Genomic DNA, 17,813 nt, shown 5'->3' with positions numbered 1-17,813 from the left:
TTGATTCAACATTCAACATTGAGAATTCAAAATTGTTTTAGCGCATCCGGCTGGCGCAGCAGCTCGGCCATCCGCTCGGGCGGCACGGGACGGCTGTAGAGATACCCCTGCACGGCGTGGCAGGCGTGCGCGCGCAGGAAGACGAGCTGTTCGCGCGTCTCCACGCCTTCCGCGACCACGACGAGGTTGAGGCCGCGCGCCATGCCGATGATCGTCTTCACGATCTCGGCGTCGCTGCTGTCCTCGGTCAGGTCGCGCGTGAACGTCTTGTCGATCTTGAGGGCGTGGATCGGAAAGCGCCGCAGGTAGGCGAGCGAGGAGTAGCCCGTCCCGAAGTCGTCGATCGCGAAGCGCACGCCCATCGCGTGCAGCGCGCGCAGGCGCTCGATCGTGACCTCGGCGTTCTTCATGATCGCGCTCTCGGTGATCTCGAGCTCGAGCGCCGAGGGATCGAGCCCGGTCTCCGCGAGCAGCCGCTTGACGGTGTCGATGAAGCCCGGCTCGCTGAACTGCCGGCCCGAGACGTTCACGGCGACGCGAAGCGGTCCCATGCCCGCATCGCGCCACTCCCTGACCTGTTTCATCGCCGCCCGCGCGACCCACTCGCCCAGCGCGACGATCGCGCCGGTCTCCTCCGCCACCGGGATGAACTGCGCCGGCGAGAGCATGCCGAAATCGGGGTGCTTCCAGCGCACGAGCGCTTCCACGCCGACGATCCGTCCGGTGGCGAGCTCGACCTGCGGCTGGTAGTGCAGCACGAACTCCTCGCGCTCGAGCGCGCGCCGCAGGCTCGTCTCCAGCGTCAGGCGCTCGAAGGCGAGCGCGCCGAGGTCGGCGGAGTAGTACTGGTAGTTGTTCTTGCCGAGGTCCTTCGCCCGGTACATGGCGGCGTCGGCGTTCTTGAGGAGCGTCGGTGCGTCGGTGCCGTCGCCCGGGTACAGGCTGATCCCGATGCTGGCGGTGATGAAGAGCTCGTGGCCGCGCACGTCGAACGACTGCGCGAACGCGGCGAGGATCTTGCCCGCGACCGCCGAGACGTCCTCGGCGTGCGCGATCTCCTCGAGCAGCACCGCGAACTCGTCGCCACCGAGGCGCGCGACGGTATCGCCTTGCCGGATGCACGCCTGCAGGCGCGTCGCCATCGACTGCAAAAAGGCGTCGCCGACGTGATGGCCCAGCGTGTCGTTGATGTACTTGAAACGGTCGAGGTCGAGGAACATGACGCCGACCAGCTGTTCGTGACGCCGCGCGCGCAGCAGCGCCTGGTGCAACCGGTCGAGGAACAGCACCCGGTTCGGGAGCCCGGTGAGCGCGTCGTGGTGCGCCAGGTAGTGCAGCCGCTCCTGGGCCTCCATGCGGTCGGTGATGTCCTTGCCCGTCGAGATGAAGTGCGTGATCTCGCCGTGCGCGTCCTTGAGGGGGGTGATCGTCTTCTCCTCGTAGTAGATCTCGCCGTTCTTGCGCCGGTTCACGAACACGTCCCGGTACACCTGCCCGGCGAGGATCGAGCGCCACATGCGGGCGTAGAAATCCGCATCGTGCATGCCCGACTTGACCAGGCTCGGCTTGCGTCCGATCGCCTCCTGGCGCGCGTACCCGGTGGTCCGCTCGAACGCGCTGTTGGTGTACTCGATCACGCCGTCGCGGTTGGTGATGATGACGGCGTCCGCGGTCTGCTGGAGCGCGCTCGTCAACTTGTGCATCTCCGCATCGGACTGCATGCGCTCCGTGATGTCCTCGTTGACGATGATCGCGCCGCGCACGGCGCCGCCCGGATCGTGCAGCGGGACGCTGGAGTTGAGAATGGTCTTGCGGGTGCCGTCGAAGCACTCGATGTCGATGATCTCGTTGAGGGAGGTCTCGCCCCGCTGGATGGCGCGCGTCGCCGCCCACTCGTGCGGCGCGATCGGCTTGCCCGTATCGTGCCACCAGCCCTTGTACTCGCCGAACTCCTCGATGCCGACGTAGCGCGCTCCCGCCCAGATCGCGTGTCCGGCGGGATTCCCGTGCACGATGCGCCCCGTGGCGTCCATGATCCACACGCCGACCGGCAGCGTCTCGAGCACGAGCCGCAGGAGGCGCTCGTTCTCGCGCAGCGCGTCGTCGGCCTGCTGGCGGGCGGTCACGTCGTACGCGACGCCGATCATGCCCGTGATCGCGCCTTCCGGGCCCCTGACCGGAACGTAGTTGGCCTCGTACACGCGCCCCGCGACGCGCGCCGGGGCCACCACCGTCTCTCCCGCCAGGGTGCGGCGCGCGGCATCCGCCACGTCCGGGTGCTCCGCGTAAAGCTCGAAGAGCGACTGTCCCACGACTTCGCCGGGCGCGTACCCGAGCTCCACCAATCCCTGGCCCTCGGACAGCGTGAACACGCCGTTCGCGTCCGTGGCCCAGAGGATGACCGGCAGGCTGCGCAGGACCGTACGGAGCCGCTGCTCGCTCTCGCGCAACGCCTGCTCGGCGACCACGCGCTCCGTGATGTCGCGTCCCGTCCCGCGGTAGCCGAGGAAGCGGCCGGCGGCGTCGAAGAGCGGAACGCCGCTCAGGCTGCTGTAGCGGACCTCGCCGCTCGCGTCGCGGCGCTTGAGCACCAGATCGCGGAACGGCCGCCGCGCGGCCAGCGCCTGCTTGTGCCGGTCCCATTCGGCGTCGCTCACGTCGATGTAGGGTAGCTCCCACCGGCGCTTTCCGAGGCTCTCTTCGATCGGGAAGCGTTCTCCGGTCTCCCGGTTCCGGGTGATCATCGTGAAACGCAGCTCGTCGTCCTGCTCCCAGTACCAGTCCGACGAGAGCTCGGTGAGACTGCGAAAGCGCTCCTCGCTCGCGCGCAGCCGCTCCTCGGCCAGCCTGCGCTCGGTGATGTCGCCGATGAAACCTTCCAGCGACAGCAGCGATCCGTCCGGGGCGAACACGCCCTGCCCCTGCTCCCACACCCACTTCGTCTCGCCGCTCGCGGTGACGAGGCGATACACCAGCTGATAGGGACTGCGCGCCTCGAGCGCCGCCTGGACCTGTTCCCAGACGCCGTCCCGGTCCTCGGGGTGGATCACCGAGGCGTACGTGCGACGGTTCTCGACGAACTCGGCCGGCCGGAAGCCGGTCAGCGCAAGGCAGCCTTCGCTGATGAACTCGACCGTCCAGTCGTCGTCGTTGCGGCACCGGTAGACGGCCCCGGGCAGGTTGTCCATCAGCGTCGTCAGCCGGCGCTCGCTCTCGCGCAGCGCCTCCTCGACGCGGCGGCGTTCGGCCGCATCCTCGAGCGACCGCAGGCCGTGGCCGACGTCGTCGGCGAGCTCGGTGAGCAGCGCCACGTCGTCCGGGCCGAACGCGGAAGGCGCCTCGGCGTAGACGTTGATCGCGCCGATCACGCGGTCGCGCAGCCGCAGCGGAAAGGCGGCGGAGGAGCGGTAGCCGAGCGTGCGCGCGCGCTCGCGCCAGGGCCCCAGACGCTCGTCGGTCTCGATGTCCTCGCAGATCAGGTGCCGCCCGGTGCGGATCGCCGTCCCGGTCGGTCCCCGCCCCTCGGGGCTGTCATCGCAGCGAATGCGGACCCCGGACAGGTAGTCGCCCGTAAACCCCGCCTGCGCGACCGGCCGGACCTCGCCGGTCGCGAGATCGGCGAAGGCGATCCACGCCATGCGGTAGCCGCCCTCCTCGACGAGGATGCGGCAGGTTTCCGCGAGCACCCGCTCCTCGCTGGTCTCGCGGATGATCATCTGGTTGATGCCGGTGATGGTGCGCAGCAGCCGGTTGAGCTGGGACATCCGGTGCTCGGAGCCGCGGCGCGCGAGCGCGCCCGCCGCATGCACGGCGAGCACCTGGAGCAGCAGCTCGACGGTGGCGACGTCCTGCATCGGCGCGCGGTCCAGGATCACCAGCACGCCCGCGGGCGTGCCGTCGGGTCCGAAGAGCGGCGTGCCCGCATAGCTTTCGGCGCCCATGGTCACGAGCTCGGTGTCGGCCGGGAACAGGGCCTGCACCCCGGTCGGGTAGAGGCACACCTTGCCGTCCATCACCTGCTCGCAGGGCGAGCCGTGAAGCGCGTATTCGAAGTTGGGGACGATCTTCCCGTCGACGCAACCGGCGAGCGTCCGGACGCGGTCGGGGGCATCCGGCAGCCGCTCGCCGGCAAAGGCATAGGCCACCCCGAGCGTGCGCGCGAGATACTGGACGAGGGACGGGAAAAACGCCGGATCCCCGCTCGGCGGAAGCTGCGTCGCGATCCCGCGCAACAGCTCCGCCAGGCGATCGCTGCCGGAATCGGGACTGCGCACGTGCCTCGCGGTATTCTTCTTCAACGTGTCGGGTCCGGGCACAGCCGCTCCGCGATTCGAGGAGCGCCTAGTCCCTGGTCACTTGGTGATACGGGAATCCTATCCCTCTAAAGTAGTTCAATTTTTGTGCCAAAGGCCGCGAACTGTTGATAAAGGTCAAGTAGCCGACCCCGGCAGGCCCTATAGTCTCCTCACATGCACGCCAGCCCGTCTCCATGACCGGACAGCCGAACGCGTTCTGGCCGGTGCTCACCGCCGCCCCTCACCGGCCGCTCTTCGCCGCCGGCGGCGTCCAGCTGGTCGCGACAATGCTTTTCTGGGCGCTGGAGCTCGCCGCCCGCCTGCCCGTCGGTGTTCCGGCCATGACCTACGCCGTGCCGGCGCCCTGGGTGCATGCGGCGCTCATGCTCTACGGGATCTTCCCCTTCTTCATTTTCGGCTTCCTGCTCACCGTCTATCCCCGCTGGCTCGGGCTCGCCCCGGTGCCGCGGGGCGGGTACGTGCGGGTCTTCCTCCTCATGGCGCCCGGCGCGGCGCTGCTCTATGTCGGGGCCTATGCTCACGCGGCCGTGCTCGGTCTCGCGCTCGGGCTCATGGCGGCGGGCTGGGCGTCCGGCCTCGCCTCGCTCCTCGCCGTCGCCCGGCAATCGCGCGATCCGGGCCCGCACGTGCGCACGCTCAACCTCGCGCTCGCGGCCGGCCTGCTCGGGTTGCTCGCCCTGCTGGGCGCCGTCCTCGCCGGCGGGCCGGTGCTCTACCTGGTCGCGCGCGAGGCCGGACTCTGGCTCTTCCTCGTGCCGGTGATCTTCGTCGTGAGTCACCGGATGATCCCGTTCTTCAGCCAGAGCGCCCTTGCCGGCTACGAGGCCGTGCGGCCGGCTTTCAGCCTTCCCGTCATGGGAGTGTGCGTGCTCGGTCACTTCCTTGCCGAGGTGGCGGGCCTCCCGGCCTGGCGATTCCTCTTCGATGCGCCGCTCGCGGCGCTCGCGCTGCACCACACGTGGAGGTGGAACTTCCGGCGCAGCTTCGAGGTGGGCCTGCTCGCCATGCTCCACATCGCCTTCCTCTGGCTCGGGATCGCGATGACGCTCTACACGGCGCAGAGCATCGCGCTGCTCGTCGGCGTCGACGGGCTGGGCCGCACGCCGCTGCACGCGCTCGGCATCGGCTTCATCGCGGGCATGGCGATCGCCATGGCCTCGCGCGTCACCCTCGGTCACTCGGGGCGGCCCCTGGCCGCGGACAACGTCACCTGGGCGGTGTTGCTCGGTCTGAACGTCGTGGCGCTCGTACGGATCGCGGCGGAGTTCCTGCCCGCGACGCCGCTCAATCTCGTCGCCGCCCTCGGCTGGCTGGCCGCCATGGGTGTCTGGGCGCTGCGCTACACGCCGATGTACGCGCGCCGGCGCCTCGACGGGAAACCAGGGTAATTCAAGAACAATTTTGAATGTTGAATGTTTAATTTTGAATTAATGACGCGCGCTTCGCGCGCTCATCAATTCAACATTCAAAATTAAGAATTCAACATTGCATTAGTGATCAAGTTCGTCCACGTCACCGCCGTCGTCCTGTCCTTCGCCGGTTTTCAGCTCCGCGCGATCTGGATGATGGCCGGCTCGCCGCTCCTCACCGCGCGCGTGACGCGGATCCTTCCGCACGTGATCGACACCGTGCTCCTCGCCTCGGCGCTCTGGCTCGCCTGGAACATCCACCAGTGGCCGTTCGTGCACGGCTGGCTCACCGCCAAGGTCGTCGGCCTCCTCGCCTACATCGTCCTCGGCAGCATCGCCTTGAAGCGCGGCCGCACGAAGTCCGTCCGCGTCGCCGCCTGGATCGCCGCGAGCGCGGTCTTCCTCTACGTCGTCGCCGTCGCCATGACCCGCAGCGCGGCCCTTGCGCTCGCTTGATCCGACCCGGAGGCAAGACATTGAGCATCAAAGGAATCGGTTTGGGCCTCCTGGCGGCGTTCGTACTTGCGATCCCGCTCGATCTGCTTTTCGGCTACTACCTCTCGGCGGTATACGACGAACTGGCGCCCGGCGTGAACTTCGCGAATCAGGCCGAGGCCGATGCGTTTGCCGCGCGCGTCATGGGCCACCCGTTGATGATCGCATTCGCCATCCTGGCGACTCTGCTGACGTCGGGCTCCCCGGATACATCGCGGCGCTTGTCGCCAACCGCGCCTTCGTTCTCCATTCGACGGTCGTCGGCGCGATTCTTTCGTCGTTCGCATTCCTGGAATGGGACTTCGCGGCGCAATTTCCGTATCTGTTCAGCTCGCTGATCGGGTTCGGGATGCTGGTCGCCGTCGCCGCCGGCTACGTCCGAAAAAGACAGGTCGGTGCCCGGGGCGGCTGATCGCCCCCTCTGAACGCGCGTTGGGCGCTCTTTCCGAGTTGACGTGGATCAAGTCCGGGCGGCCGCGCATCGGTTAGCGTGACCGGTCCGTGATCCGAAGCCTCTTTCCCCCGCTCGTCATCCGTGGACGCGAGCTGCTGCCCGTCGTGCAGGGCGGCATGGGCGTGGGCGTGTCCGGCCACCGCCTCGCGAGCGCGGTGGCGAAGGAAGGCGCGGTCGGGACCGTGGCGAGCGTCGACCTGCGACGGCTGCACCCCGACCTGATGCAGCGGCTGCGCAAGTGCCGCGATCCGCAGGAACACAGCGCCGCCAACGTCGAGGCGCTCGACCGCGAGATCCGTGCGGCGCGCGAGGTCGCGGGACCGGACGGCTTCATCGCGGTCAACGTCATGCGCGCCCTCTCGAACTACGCCGAGCTCGTGGTGCAGGCGTGCAAGAGCGGGGCGAACGCGATCGTCTCCGGCGCGGGCCTGCCCTTCGACCTGCCGGACCTCACGGCGAAATTCAGGAACGTCGCGCTGATCCCGATCCTCTCCGAGGAGCGCGGCGTGCGCGCGGTCCTCAAGAAATGGGCGCGCAAGGGCCGGCTGCCCGACGCCATCGTGATCGAGCACCCGCGCTACGCGGGCGGGCACCTCGGTGCGACGCGCCTCGAGGAGGTGAACGACCCGAAGTTCGACTTCCGGCGCGTGCTCGAAGAGGTGCGGAAGGTCGTCCGCGAGCTCGGGCTCGCGCTCGAGAAGATCCCGCTGATCCCGGCCGGGGGCATCGACTCCTTCCAGAAGCTGAAGGAGATGTTCGATCTCGGCGCGAGCGGCGTGCAGATCGGCACGCCGTTCGCCGTCACCGAGGAGTGCGACGCGCACCCGAACTTCAAGAAGGTGCTTGCCGAAGCGCGGCCCGACGACGTGGTGACGTTCATGAGCGCGGCCGGGCTGCCGGCGCGCGCCGTGCTCACCCCCTGGCTGAAGCGTTATCTGGCGAAAGAGGAAAAGCTCCGGGCCGAGGCGGCGCCGGGCTGCCGCGAGTGCCCGAGCAGGCTTCAGTGCCTCTCCTACTGCGGCTTCAAGGACGGCGACCCGCGCGCCGGGCAGTTCTGCATCGAGACGCAGCTCGCCGCCGCGCAGCGCGGCAACGTCGAGCAGGGGCTCTTCTTCCGCGGCGCCGCCGGCTTGCCCTTCGGGACCGAGATCCGGAAGGTCGCGGAGCTCCTCGACTACCTGCTGACGGGCACGCGCCCGGCACCCCTCGCCGGCTCAGGGGCGTGAGCCCCGCGCGCCGGCCGCCGCAAAGTTGACCTGTCGCAAGGCGGCGTTGAAGGCAATGTTGAATGCTTGATGTTGGATGTTGAATTGATGAGCGCGCGAAGCGCGCACCGAAATCAAGCATTCCGAATTAAACATTAGCTTTGCTGGACGCAATGCCGAACAACGCCTCCATTCCCTATCCCGGCACGCCGACCACGGCCGACGGGTCCGCCGTCGTCGTCTGGCTCGAGTCGCATGTCTCGGACGGTGCCTGCGCCTACCCGATCACGCCCTCGACCAACATGGGCAGCGGCTTCCAGCTCGCCGCCGCCAACGGGCAGCAGAACCTGTGGGGCGATATGCTCTTCTTCCTCGAACCGGAGTCCGAGCACAGCTCCGCCTCGGCGTGCGAGGGCTTCGCGCTCGCCGGCGGGCGCGTGACCAACTTCACCTCCGGGCAAGGCCTCGTGCTGATGAAGGAGGTGCTCTATACGATTTCCGGCAAGCGCCTGCCGGTCGTGTTCCACATTGGCGCCCGCGCGCTCACCTCGCACGCGCTCAACGTCCACGCCGGCCACGACGACGTGATGGCGGTCGCCGACTGCGGCTGGGGGATGCTGTTCGCGCGCAACGCCCAGGAGGCGCAGGACCTGGGACTCATCGCGCGGCGCGCGGCCGAGGCCTCGCACACGCCGTTCATGAGCATCCAGGACGGCTTCCTCACGACGCATACGATCGAGCGCGTGCGCCTGGCCGAGCCCGAGCTCATGCGCGAGTTCGTCGGCCACCCGCGCGAGCGGCTAGCGAGCCTGTTCGATCCGGCGAAGCCTCTCCAGACGGGCACCGTGCAGAACCAGGACGCCTACATGAAGGGCAAGATCGCGCAGCGCGAGTTCACCGACCGGGTGCCGGCGCACCTGACCGAAGCCTTCGCGGAGTTCGCGCGGCTCACCGGGCGGCGCTACGGCGTCGTCGACGCCTACCGCCTCGAGGACGCCGAGTACGCGATCGTCGGCCTCGGCTCCGTGATGGAGACGGCGATTCCGGCGGTCGACTGGATGCGCGAGCGCCTGGGCTGGAAGGTCGGCCTCCTGCACGTCACGTGCTTTCGACCTTTCCCGGCCGACGAGGTCGTGACCGCGCTCAAGGACTGCCGGGCCGTTTCCATCATCGAGCGCATGGACAACCCGCTCGCACGCGACAACCCGCTCGCGCTCGAGGTGAAGGCGGCGTTCGCGACCGCGGCGACCCGCGGGGAGGTCGCGCGCATGCCGCGCTTCCACGCCGGCGTCTACGGGCTCGGCAGCCGCGACACGCGCGTCGGCGACCTGATTGCCGTGGCGCAGAACATGGTCGACGGCGGCAAGCCCGTCTTCGCCCTCAACGTGCGCCACCCGCTCGCCCTCGAGCGGCTCCACGACCCCGATGTGCGCCCGGCCGGGGCCTACTCGATGCGCGGACACTCGGTCGGGGGCTACGGCTCGGTGACCACGAACAAGGTGATCGCCTCGCTGATCGAGGAAATCTTCGGCCTCGAAGTCCAGGCCTACCCCAAGTACGGGTCCGACAAGAAGGGGCTGCCGACGACCTATTACCTGACCGCCGCGGCGACGCCGATCCGCGAGCACGCCGAGCTCGAGCACGTCGACTTCGTCGCGATCCACGACATCAACGCCTTCGCCGCCGCCGATCCCCTGAGCGGCGTGGTCGAAGGCGGGACCGTCTTCATCCAGAGCCGCGCGCCCACCGACGCCGAGGTGTGGCGCCAGATCCCGCCCGCGCCGCGGGAAACGATCCGGAGCAAGAACCTGACCGTGCTCTACCTCGACGCGGTGCGGATCGCGCGCGGCCTCGCCGCGACCGCCGACCTGCAGCTGCGCATGCAGGGGATCGTGCTGCTCGGGGTGTTCCTGCGCGCCGCGCCCTTCGTGCGCCACGCCGGCGTCGCCGAGGAGGCGCTGTTCCAGGGGATCGAGAAGGCGCTGCGCAAGTACTTCGGCCGCCGCGGCGAGAAGGTGATCGAGGCGAACCTCTCGGCCGTCCGCCAAGGCTATTTCGATGCCCGAACGCTGGACGTCGGCGCGCTCGCCGATCATGCGGACGCGAAAGAGAGCGTCACCGCGGATCGGTGAGAATGTTGAATACTTAATGTTGAATTCTGACTTAATGAACGCGAATTGCGCACCGAAATTAAGCATTCAAAATTCAACATTCAAAATTCGCTAAGGCCATGGCTTCGTTCACGGAGCAGTTCATCGACGTCGACCTCTTCGCGCGCGAGGTGGTGAAGCGCTACGGCGACGGCAGCGCGGACGCCTGCCTCGCCGCCGACCGGGCCATGGCGCTTTCCCGGGTGCCGCCCGCGACCGGGATGCACCGGGACTTCTCGACCATCGCGCCGGACCTGCCGCTGCTTCACGCCGAGAAGTGCGTCGGCTGCATGGAGTGCGTGACCGTCTGTCCCGACACCGCGATCCTCGCCAAGGTGGTGCCGGCCTCGACGCACGCGCAGCTCCTGAAGCAGCTCGAAGGGCGGGAGCACGGCGCGTACGTCGCGCGCCAGTTCGCCAAGACGACCAAGTACTTCGACGTGCCCGCGCGCAAGGGGCACGAGGGCGGGATGTTCTACCTCGCCGTCGATCCGACCAAGTGCAAGGGGTGCGGGGAGTGCGTGCAGGCGTGCGGCAGCCACGAGGCGCTGTCGATGACGCCGAAGACCGAAGCCGTCCTCGACGGGCACCGCGCGGCGGCGAAGCTCCTGCGCGAGCTGCCCGATACCCCGCGCGCGTACATCCAGGACAAGGTGCTCGCCGACATGATGCTCGCGGAGGCGACGCACCTGTACTGCGGCGGCGCCGCCTCGTGCATGGGCTGCGGCGAGGCGACGGCGATCCGCATGATGCTCGCGGCGACCGCGTTCGTGCACGGCGAGCATGCGGTCGGGATCGTCGCCGCGACCGGCTGCAACACGGTGTTCGGCTCGACCTATCCCTACAACCCCTACCGCGTGCCCTGGACCAACTCGCTCTTCGAGAACGCGCCGGCGGTGGCGATGGGCGTGCGCGCCATGTGGGACCGCGCCGGGCTCCGGGACAAGCGCCTGTGGGTCCTGGGCGGCGACGGGGCGATGCTCGACATCGGCTTCCAGTCGCTCTCGCGCATGCTGATGAGCGGGATGGACATCAAGGTGCTCGTGCTCGACACGCAGGTGTACTCGAACACCGGCGGGCAGGCCTCCACCTCGACCTTCACCGCGCAGGACTCGAAAATGTCGGCCTACGGGCGCGCGCAGCACGGCAAGAGCGAGCGGCGCAAGGAGCTCGCGCCGATCGTGATGATGCATCCGGATGTTTACGTCGCGCAGACGACCGTCGCGCACGTGAACCATTTCTATCGGGCGGTCATCTCCGCGAACGCATACCCGGGCCCCGCGGTCGTCATCGTCTACGCGCCGTGCATGCCGGAGCACGGTATCGGCGACGACGCGGGCTTCGGGCAGTCGAAGCTCGCGGTCGACGCGCGCGCGTTCCCGCTTCTCGTCTACGACCCCCGCGCGGGGGAGAGCGTGAAGGAGCGCCTGAGCCTGCAGGGCAACCCGGCACGCAAGGACGACTGGTACGTGACACCGAAGGGCGAGACGATCGACTTCGTCACCTTCGCCCGGAGCGAAGGCCGGTTCGCGCGCCACTTCGACGCCGGCGGCAACCCCTCGCCGGAGCTGCTCAAAGCCCGCGACGACCGCCTGAAGAACTGGCGGCTCCTGCAGGAGCTGGCCGGGCTGCGTTAGGCCTTCTCTCCCTCTCCCGCGATCGCGGGAGAGGGATGGGGCGAGGGTACTGAGAGGCGCCCACCCTCACCTTACCCCTTTTCTGCTGCGCTTCCTGCTCCGCATAAAAGCCCGGGGCGGCCGTCCCTGGTCGCCCGCTCGCCGGGCAACCGGTCCACCGGGACCGTTTGCACTTCTCCGGCTCGCCCCTCAAGGGAGAGGGAATATAGAGGTGTCTTGAAGTCGCACGCCCCGGGAGACATGATCGTCCGTCCATGGATCGACCCATTCAGCATGAGCTCTCTGCCCCCGCCCGCCGTGCGCTGATCGACGCGCTCGGCGAATCGCGCGTGCACACCGACCCGGAGACCATCGAGCTTTACGCCGCCGACCAGGGCCCGCGGCGCTGCCCACCGATCGCGGTCGTCTTCCCGTCCGATCACGAGCAGACCGCGGCGCTCGTGCGCGTGGCCAACGAGCACCGGCTTCCCCTCGTCGCCCGCGGCGCCGGGTCGGGCAATGTCGGGGGCGCGCTGCCGGTGCCCGGGAGCGTCGTCGCGAGCTTCGAGTGCATGCGGCGCGTCCTCGAGTTCGCGCCCGAGGAGCGCGTGATGGTGGTCGAGGCGGGCGTCACCACGTCCGAGATCGACGCGCTCGCCCGTTCGCGCGGGCTCTTCTACCCGCCCGACCCGGGCAGCGCGCCGTACTGCCGCATCGGCGGCAACCTCGCGATGAACGCCGCCGGACCGCGCGCCGTGAAGTACGGGGGCACGCGCGACTACGTGCTGGGGCTGCGCGCGGTCGCCGGCGACGGCCGCACCCTCGTCACCGGCGGGCGCGTGACCAAGAACGTGACCGGCTACGACCTCACGCGGCTGCTGATCGGGAGCGAAGGCACGCTCGCGCTCGTCACCGAGGCCACGCTCAAGCTCGTCCCGGCGCCGCCGCGGGTCGGCACGCTGCGCGCCTGCTACGAGAGCATGCCGCAGGCCGCCGACGCGGTCGCGCGCGTGATGAACCAGCCGGCCGTGCCGTGCGCCCTCGAGTTCATGGACCCGTCCGCGATCGCGGCGATCCAACAGGCCGGCGCGGCGGGCGAATTGCCCAGGGGCACGCGCGCGCTCCTGATGGTCGAGGCCGACGGCGACCCCGCCGACGTCGAGCGCGCGCTCGCGCGGCTCCGGACCGCGCTCGAAGGTCCCGGCCTGCTCGAGCTGCGCGAAGCGGCCGACCCGGCCGAGGTCGCGGACCTCTGGCGCGCCCGGCGCTCGCTCTCGCACGCCGTGAAGAAGATCGCGCCGCTCAAGATCAACGAGGACGTGGTCGTTCCGGTGCCTCGGCTCGCCCAGTTCGTGGCCGTGATCGAGGCGCTGGCCGACGAGTATCGCCTGCCGATCGTGAGCTTCGGCCACGCCGGCAACGGCAACCTGCACGTGAACCTGATGGTGCACCCGGACGACGCCGACGAGATGCGCCGCGCGCACGAGGCGCTCGAGCGGCTGTTCGAAACCGTGCTCGACATGAAGGGCACGCTCTCGGGCGAGCACGGCATCGGCTACGAGAAGCGCAACTTCGTGCCGCTCGAGATCCCGCCCGACACCCTCGCGATGATGCGCGCGCTCAAGCACGTGTTCGATCCGAACGGCATTTTGAACCCGGGGAAGAAGTTTCCGGAGGCGTAGAAGCTCGGTTTACGAAGTGGGGGCTAGCCCCTCTACTCTCTGTCGACCGCCCTTCGGGCGGCTGGTCGAGGTAAGAAATCGAACTTGTGGGTGGGTGACCCACAAGTATGGTTAGTACATCGACAAGCCGCCCGGAGGGCGGTCGAGCAGTTGTATTACACCCTCATTTTTCCGGCTCGCCCCGCAAGCGGGAAAGGGAAAGCGTTTGGTCGGCTAGGCGACGTATCCGAGCACGGCGACGAAGTGCGTACCGCTGCCGCCCAGCACGAACAGGTGCCAGATGCCGTGGGCCGGACGCCAGCGCTCGCTGAGCGCGTAGAAAACGATGCCCACGGTGTAGAAAATGCCGCCCGAGACGACCCAGGACAGGCCCGCGGCGCCGAGCGCCCGCGCGAGCGGCGCGAGAGCGATGAGCGCGAGCCAACCCATCAGCAGGTAGATCGCGATGGAGAGGATGCGCCGGCCGCGCCCCCAAGCGAGCTCCTGGACGATCCCGATGATCGCGAGCGCCCAGACGACGCCGAACAACGACCAGCCCCAGCCGCCGCGCAACGTGACCAGTGCGAACGGCGTGTAGGTGCCGGCGATCAGGAGATAGATGGCGCCATGATCGAGCTTGCGCAGGATGTCCTTCGCCCGACCGCGCAGGCTGTGGTACAGCGTCGAGGACACGTAAAGCAGCAGCAGGGTCGCGCCATAGACGGCGAAGCTGACGACCTTCCAGGCGTCGCCCTGTTGGCTCGCGACGACGAGGAGGCACACCAGCCCGGCGAGCGCGAGCGCCGCGCCGAGCAGGTGCGAGACGGCGTTGAAGCGTTCGCCGGCGTACAAGCTAGAGGCTCGGCGTCTGATCGCGCCCGCCGAACCGCGCCGACTCGTGCTTTCGCTGACACGGGACGCAGCGCTTCGCCGTGGGATAAGCGTCGAGCCGTTCGCGCGGAACCTCGCCGCCGCAGTCCTGGCACTGGCCGTACACGCCGTCGCGGATGCGCTGCAAGGCCGCCTCGACGTCGCGGAGCTCGTCCACCTCGCGGTCGAGCATCGTGAGATTCATCGTCGCCACGGCGTCGGCGACGGATTCCTCGCCGGCGTCGCGCACCCGGCCGGCGATCTCGCTCAGGTCGCTGCGCTCGGTGCGCACCAGCGCGTCGTGGATGCTCCAGCGCAGCTCCTCGCGCCGCTGCTTGAGCCGCTGCTCGAAATGGGCGACATCGTCGGGGGTGAGCGTGGGCATCGACCGTCTCCTTCTCGCTTCGAGCTATGGTAATCCCAAGCCGCTTGCGGCGCCAAAGCGTGCGTTCAGCCTGGATTCAGCCGCCGGGGCTAGAGTCGCCTCCTGTCGCAATCCGGGGTTTCTCGCATGCCGCACGCCGTCTCGGTCTCCGAAAGCCGCACCCGTGTCTGGGATCCGTTCGTTCGGGTCTTTCACTGGTCCCTCGTCGGTCTCTTCGCGATCGCCTACCTCTCCGGCGACGAGGAGTCGTTCCTGCACGTTTACGCGGGCTACGTCGTCATCGGGCTCATCGCCCTGCGGGTCGTCTGGGGCTTCGTCGGACCCCGGCACGCCCGTTTCGCCGACTTCGTGCGAAGCCCCGCGACGGTCCGCGCGTACGCGCGGCACTATCTGCGCGGGCGCGCCAGACGGTACCTCGGCCACAATCCGCTCGGCGGCGCGATGGTGATCGCGCTGCTCGCGAGCGTCCTGCTCACCGCGCTGACCGGGTTCGGCATGCGGCAGATGGAGAACGAGGGATACCTCGCGGGTCTTTCCCTGCCGACGCTCGTCGCCGAGGCGCGCGCGGACGACGACCGCGAGGGCGGGCCGGCGCGCGAGGCGCTCGAGGAAACGCACGAGTTCTTCGCCAACTTCACGCTGCTGCTGATCGCCCTGCACGTCGCCGGCGTGCTGGCCGGGAGCCTCCTGCATCGGGAAAATCTGATCCGTTCCATGGTGAACGGAGACAAACGTCCACTGACGGAAGGAGAACACTGATGAAACGCCTGATTGCGGCGGCGCTCGGCGCCGTCGTCTTCGCCCTCGGCGCGTCCAGCCTGATCGCGTCCGACGACCACGAGCGGGCCCGCGCGCTGCGCGAGCAGGGCGAGGTGCTGCCGCTCGAGCGGATACTCGAGAAGGTGCGGGAGCGCCACCCGAACGTCCGCATCATCGAGACCGAGCTGGAGCGCAAGGACGGCCGCTACGTCTACGAGATCGAGGTCGCCGGGGACAACGGCGTCGTGCATGAGCTAAAGTACGACGCCCGTACGGCCGAGCTTCTCAAGGAGAAGCGGGAGAAGTAATTGCGCCTGCTCGTCGCCGAGGACGACGCGATGCTGCGCGAGCGCCTCAAGCAGGCGCTCGCGCACGCCGGTTACGCGGTCGACACCGCCGACAACGGCATCGACGCGCAGCACCTCGGCGAGGTCGAGCCTTACGACGCCGCCGTGCTCGACCTCGGGCTCCCCGGCCGTCCCGGCCTCGACGTGCTCCGCCACTGGCGCAGCCGCGGCAGCCGCCTGCCGGTGATCGTGCTCACCGCGCGCGGCGCCTGGCACGAGAAGGTCGAGGGCTTCCGCGCCGGGGCCGACGACTACCTCGCCAAGCCCTTTCACATGGAGGAGCTCCTCGCGCGGGTCGGCGCGATCGTCCGGCGCCGCCACGACCGGCCGGGCGGAGCGCTGCGCTACGGCGACCTGACGCTCGACGAGGCGCGCCAGGTCGCGCGCCGCGGCGAGCACGGCATCGACCTCACCGGCACGGAATTCCGCCTGCTGCGCTACTTCATGCTGCATCCGGGCAAGATCCTCTCGAAGACCGAGCTCACCGAGCACGTCTACGACGCCGACAGCGACAAGGACAGCAACGTGATCGAGGTGTACGTGAAGCGGCTGCGGGACAAGCTCGGCGCGGAGCTGATCGAGACGCGGCGCGGTCAGGGCTACGTCTTCGGGAAGCGGCAGTGACCACGCTCAAGACCCGCCTCGGGCTCGGCCTCGCGGCGAGCCTGCTCCTCATGTTCGTGCTGCAGTGGCTCGCCGTCGCCGGTGCGCTGCGCCACCTGGCGGAGGGGCATCTGCGCGCGCGGCTGGAGCACGACGTCGAGGCGGTGCTCGCCGGCCTCAAGCCCGGCCCGGACGGCCGGTTCGTCCTCGATCCCGCGCGCCTCGGCCCGATCTACGCGCAGCCGTTTTCGGGCCACTACTACCGCGTCGGCGCGCCCGGTCAGGTCCTGCGCTCCCGCTCGCTCTGGGACGAGGACCTGGCGGTGCCCGCGCCCGCGCCGGGCGAGACGGTGCTCCGGCGCGCCGCGGGCCCGCAGGACCAGTCGCTCCTCGTGCTCGCGCGCGGATACGAGATCGACGGGCGCGTGATCACCGTGGCGGTGACCGAGGATCTGGGGCCGCTCGAGCGGGAGCTCGCGCGGTTTCGCGTCGCCTACGCCGTCATCTCGGCGGTCGCGCTCGCGGTGCTGCTCCTGGTGCAGGGCGGCATCGTCGAGCTGACGCTGCGGCCGCTGCGCCGCACGCGCGAGGACGTCGGCCGGCTGGAGCGCGGCGAGATCGACGCGCTCGACGACCGCGTGCCCGGCGAGCTCGTGCCCCTCGTGCGCGAGCTCAATCGCCTGCTCGCGGCGCTGCGCGCGCGCCTCGTGCGCTCGCGCCAGGCGCTCGGCAACATGGCGCACGCGCTCAAGACCCCGCTCACGCTGCTGACCGATCTCGCCGATCATCCCGCCGTGCGGGCATCGCCCGAGGCGCGGCAGACGCTGACCGCGCAGACCGCCGCGCTCGGCCGCCTCGTCGAACGCGAGCTGTCGTACGCCCGCCTCGCCGGCCCCGGCGCCGGGACCCGATCGGTCGATCTCGCGACGGAGCTGCCGGCGCTCGTCGGCGTCCTCCGGTTGCTGCATCGCGAGCGCACGCTCGACATCGAGACCGTCCTGCCCGAACGCACCCGCCTCGCCGTCGACCGCGAGGACCTGCTCGAGCTGCTCGGCAACCTGCTCGACAACGCCTGCAAGTGGGCGGCCTCGCGGGTGCGGATCGAGGTCGGGCGCGATCACGCGGCGTCGGCCGTGGGCCGCGGAAAGGCGGCGCTTCGGATCACCGTCGAGGACGACGGCCCGGGTCTGCCCGAAGTCGAAGCGACGGCCGCCCTCGAGCGCGGCACGCGGCTCGACGAGTCCGTCCCGGGGCACGGCCTCGGCCTCGCGATCGTGCGCGGCATCGTCGAGTCCTACGCGGGCGCGCTCACTCTCGACCGCTCGCCGCTCGGCGGCCTGCGGGTGCGCGTCGAGCTGCCCGCGGTATAGAAAAGGAGGACGATACCGGGCACGCAGATGCCCGAAATGTCGTACGAAGCCGGTAACACTCCCCCTCACTACAGGGTCCCCTCTCCCCTCGCGGGAGAAGGACAGGGAGAGGGGGCCAGAGAGCGCTGCTATACCCCCACCCTCTCCCCAGCCCTCTTCCATCAAGGGAGAGG

The 17,813-nt window shown here is 69.2% G+C and carries 14 protein-coding genes; 11 read left to right on the top strand and 3 right to left on the bottom strand.

Translation table 11 applies throughout. From position 1 onward, the window contains the following. Nucleotides 1–26: 26 nt before the first annotated feature. Nucleotides 27–4,298: a bifunctional diguanylate cyclase/phosphodiesterase gene (locus tag SVA_RS01175; RefSeq protein WP_148665342.1), complete on the bottom strand. Its 4,272-nt coding sequence runs from the start codon at nucleotides 4,296–4,298 to the stop codon at nucleotides 27–29. A gap of 191 nt (nucleotides 4,299–4,489) precedes the next feature. Here SVA_RS01175 and SVA_RS01170 point away from each other — a divergent pair, with 191 nt between their 5' ends. The 7 genes from SVA_RS01170 (at nucleotide 4,490) to SVA_RS01140 (ending at nucleotide 13,327) form a co-directional block, all read left to right on the top strand. Further along, nucleotides 4,490–5,704, top strand: a complete 1,215-nt coding sequence (locus SVA_RS01170) for an NnrS family protein (protein ID WP_096457609.1) — start codon at nucleotides 4,490–4,492, stop codon at nucleotides 5,702–5,704. Between the two features lie 96 nt (nucleotides 5,705–5,800). Beyond that, nucleotides 5,801–6,181, top strand: a complete 381-nt coding sequence (locus tag SVA_RS01165) for a SirB2 family protein (RefSeq protein WP_096457606.1) — start codon at nucleotides 5,801–5,803, stop codon at nucleotides 6,179–6,181. A 20-nt stretch (nucleotides 6,182–6,201) separates the two neighbouring features. Beyond that, entirely contained in the window at nucleotides 6,202–6,558 is a 357-nt protein-coding gene (locus SVA_RS01160; protein WP_096457603.1) for a hypothetical protein, read from the top strand. 163 nt (nucleotides 6,559–6,721) lie between these two features. After that, nucleotides 6,722–7,900: an NAD(P)H-dependent flavin oxidoreductase gene (locus SVA_RS01155; protein WP_197703308.1), complete on the top strand. Its 1,179-nt coding sequence runs from the start codon at nucleotides 6,722–6,724 to the stop codon at nucleotides 7,898–7,900. 152 nt (nucleotides 7,901–8,052) lie between these two features. Further along, nucleotides 8,053–10,011 carry a 2-oxoacid:acceptor oxidoreductase family protein gene (locus SVA_RS01150; RefSeq protein WP_096457600.1) on the top strand — a complete coding sequence of 653 codons (1,959 nt, stop codon included), beginning with the start codon at nucleotides 8,053–8,055 and terminating at the stop codon, nucleotides 10,009–10,011. 98 nt (nucleotides 10,012–10,109) lie between these two features. Continuing rightward, nucleotides 10,110–11,666 (top strand): thiamine pyrophosphate-dependent enzyme, encoded by a 1,557-nt coding sequence (locus tag SVA_RS01145; RefSeq protein WP_096457597.1) that lies wholly within the window; start codon nucleotides 10,110–10,112, stop codon nucleotides 11,664–11,666. Nucleotides 11,667–11,920: 254 nt separating this feature from the next. After that, nucleotides 11,921–13,327 carry an FAD-binding oxidoreductase gene (locus tag SVA_RS01140; protein WP_096457594.1) on the top strand — a complete coding sequence of 469 codons (1,407 nt, stop codon included), beginning with the start codon at nucleotides 11,921–11,923 and terminating at the stop codon, nucleotides 13,325–13,327. Between the two features lie 213 nt (nucleotides 13,328–13,540). On the opposite strand, the gene trhA is transcribed toward SVA_RS01140, so the two are convergent. Both trhA and SVA_RS01130 read right to left on the bottom strand, forming a co-directional pair. Further along, entirely contained in the window at nucleotides 13,541–14,158 is a 618-nt protein-coding gene (gene trhA / locus SVA_RS01135; RefSeq protein ID WP_096457591.1) for a PAQR family membrane homeostasis protein TrhA, read from the bottom strand. Nucleotide 14,159: 1 nt separating this feature from the next. Beyond that, complete coding sequence (locus SVA_RS01130; protein WP_096457588.1) at nucleotides 14,160–14,561, bottom strand: TraR/DksA family transcriptional regulator; 402 nt, start codon at nucleotides 14,559–14,561, stop codon at nucleotides 14,160–14,162. Between the two features lie 126 nt (nucleotides 14,562–14,687). Between SVA_RS01130 and SVA_RS01125 the strand changes: the two genes are divergently transcribed. Genes SVA_RS01125 through SVA_RS01110 form a run of 4 tightly spaced genes read left to right on the top strand, consistent with a single transcriptional unit; the run spans nucleotide 14,688 to nucleotide 17,640 of the window. Continuing rightward, the gene (locus SVA_RS01125) at nucleotides 14,688–15,320 is read left to right on the top strand and encodes a cytochrome b/b6 domain-containing protein (protein WP_096457584.1); all 633 of its coding nucleotides are present in this window, start codon (nucleotides 14,688–14,690) and stop codon (nucleotides 15,318–15,320) included. Then, nucleotides 15,320–15,628 carry a PepSY domain-containing protein gene (locus tag SVA_RS01120; protein ID WP_096457581.1) on the top strand — a complete coding sequence of 103 codons (309 nt, stop codon included), beginning with the start codon at nucleotides 15,320–15,322 and terminating at the stop codon, nucleotides 15,626–15,628. The genes SVA_RS01125 and SVA_RS01120 overlap by 1 nt, the downstream gene beginning before the upstream one ends. Next, nucleotides 15,629–16,291 (top strand): response regulator transcription factor, encoded by a 663-nt coding sequence (locus tag SVA_RS01115; RefSeq protein WP_096457578.1) that lies wholly within the window; start codon nucleotides 15,629–15,631, stop codon nucleotides 16,289–16,291. Next, nucleotides 16,288–17,640, top strand: coding sequence for a sensor histidine kinase (locus SVA_RS01110; protein WP_096457575.1), 1,353 nt, complete (start codon nucleotides 16,288–16,290; stop codon nucleotides 17,638–17,640). The genes SVA_RS01115 and SVA_RS01110 overlap by 4 nt, the downstream gene beginning before the upstream one ends. Nucleotides 17,641–17,813 lie beyond the last annotated feature (173 nt).

Source organism: Sulfurifustis variabilis, from assembly GCF_002355415.1.
Lineage (GTDB): Bacteria > Pseudomonadota > Gammaproteobacteria > Acidiferrobacterales > Sulfurifustaceae > Sulfurifustis > Sulfurifustis variabilis.
The sequence above is the reverse complement of the archived record's forward strand: the minus strand, read 5'-3'. Positions and strand labels throughout refer to the sequence as shown.

Excerpts from the sequence above, each read along its gene's own strand:
- SVA_RS01170 (WP_096457609.1), top strand. The coding sequence starts at position 4,490 with ATGACCGGACAGCCGAACGCGTTCTGGCCGGTGCTCACCGCCGCCCCT.
- SVA_RS01150 (WP_096457600.1), top strand. The coding sequence starts at position 8,053 with ATGCCGAACAACGCCTCCATTCCCTATCCCGGCACGCCGACCACGGCC.
- SVA_RS01145 (WP_096457597.1), top strand. The coding sequence starts at position 10,110 with ATGGCTTCGTTCACGGAGCAGTTCATCGACGTCGACCTCTTCGCGCGC.
- SVA_RS01140 (WP_096457594.1), top strand. The coding sequence starts at position 11,921 with ATGGATCGACCCATTCAGCATGAGCTCTCTGCCCCCGCCCGCCGTGCG.
- SVA_RS01130 (WP_096457588.1), bottom strand. The coding sequence starts at position 14,561 with ATGCCCACGCTCACCCCCGACGATGTCGCCCATTTCGAGCAGCGGCTC.
- SVA_RS01125 (WP_096457584.1), top strand. The coding sequence starts at position 14,688 with ATGCCGCACGCCGTCTCGGTCTCCGAAAGCCGCACCCGTGTCTGGGAT.
- SVA_RS01120 (WP_096457581.1), top strand. The coding sequence starts at position 15,320 with ATGAAACGCCTGATTGCGGCGGCGCTCGGCGCCGTCGTCTTCGCCCTC.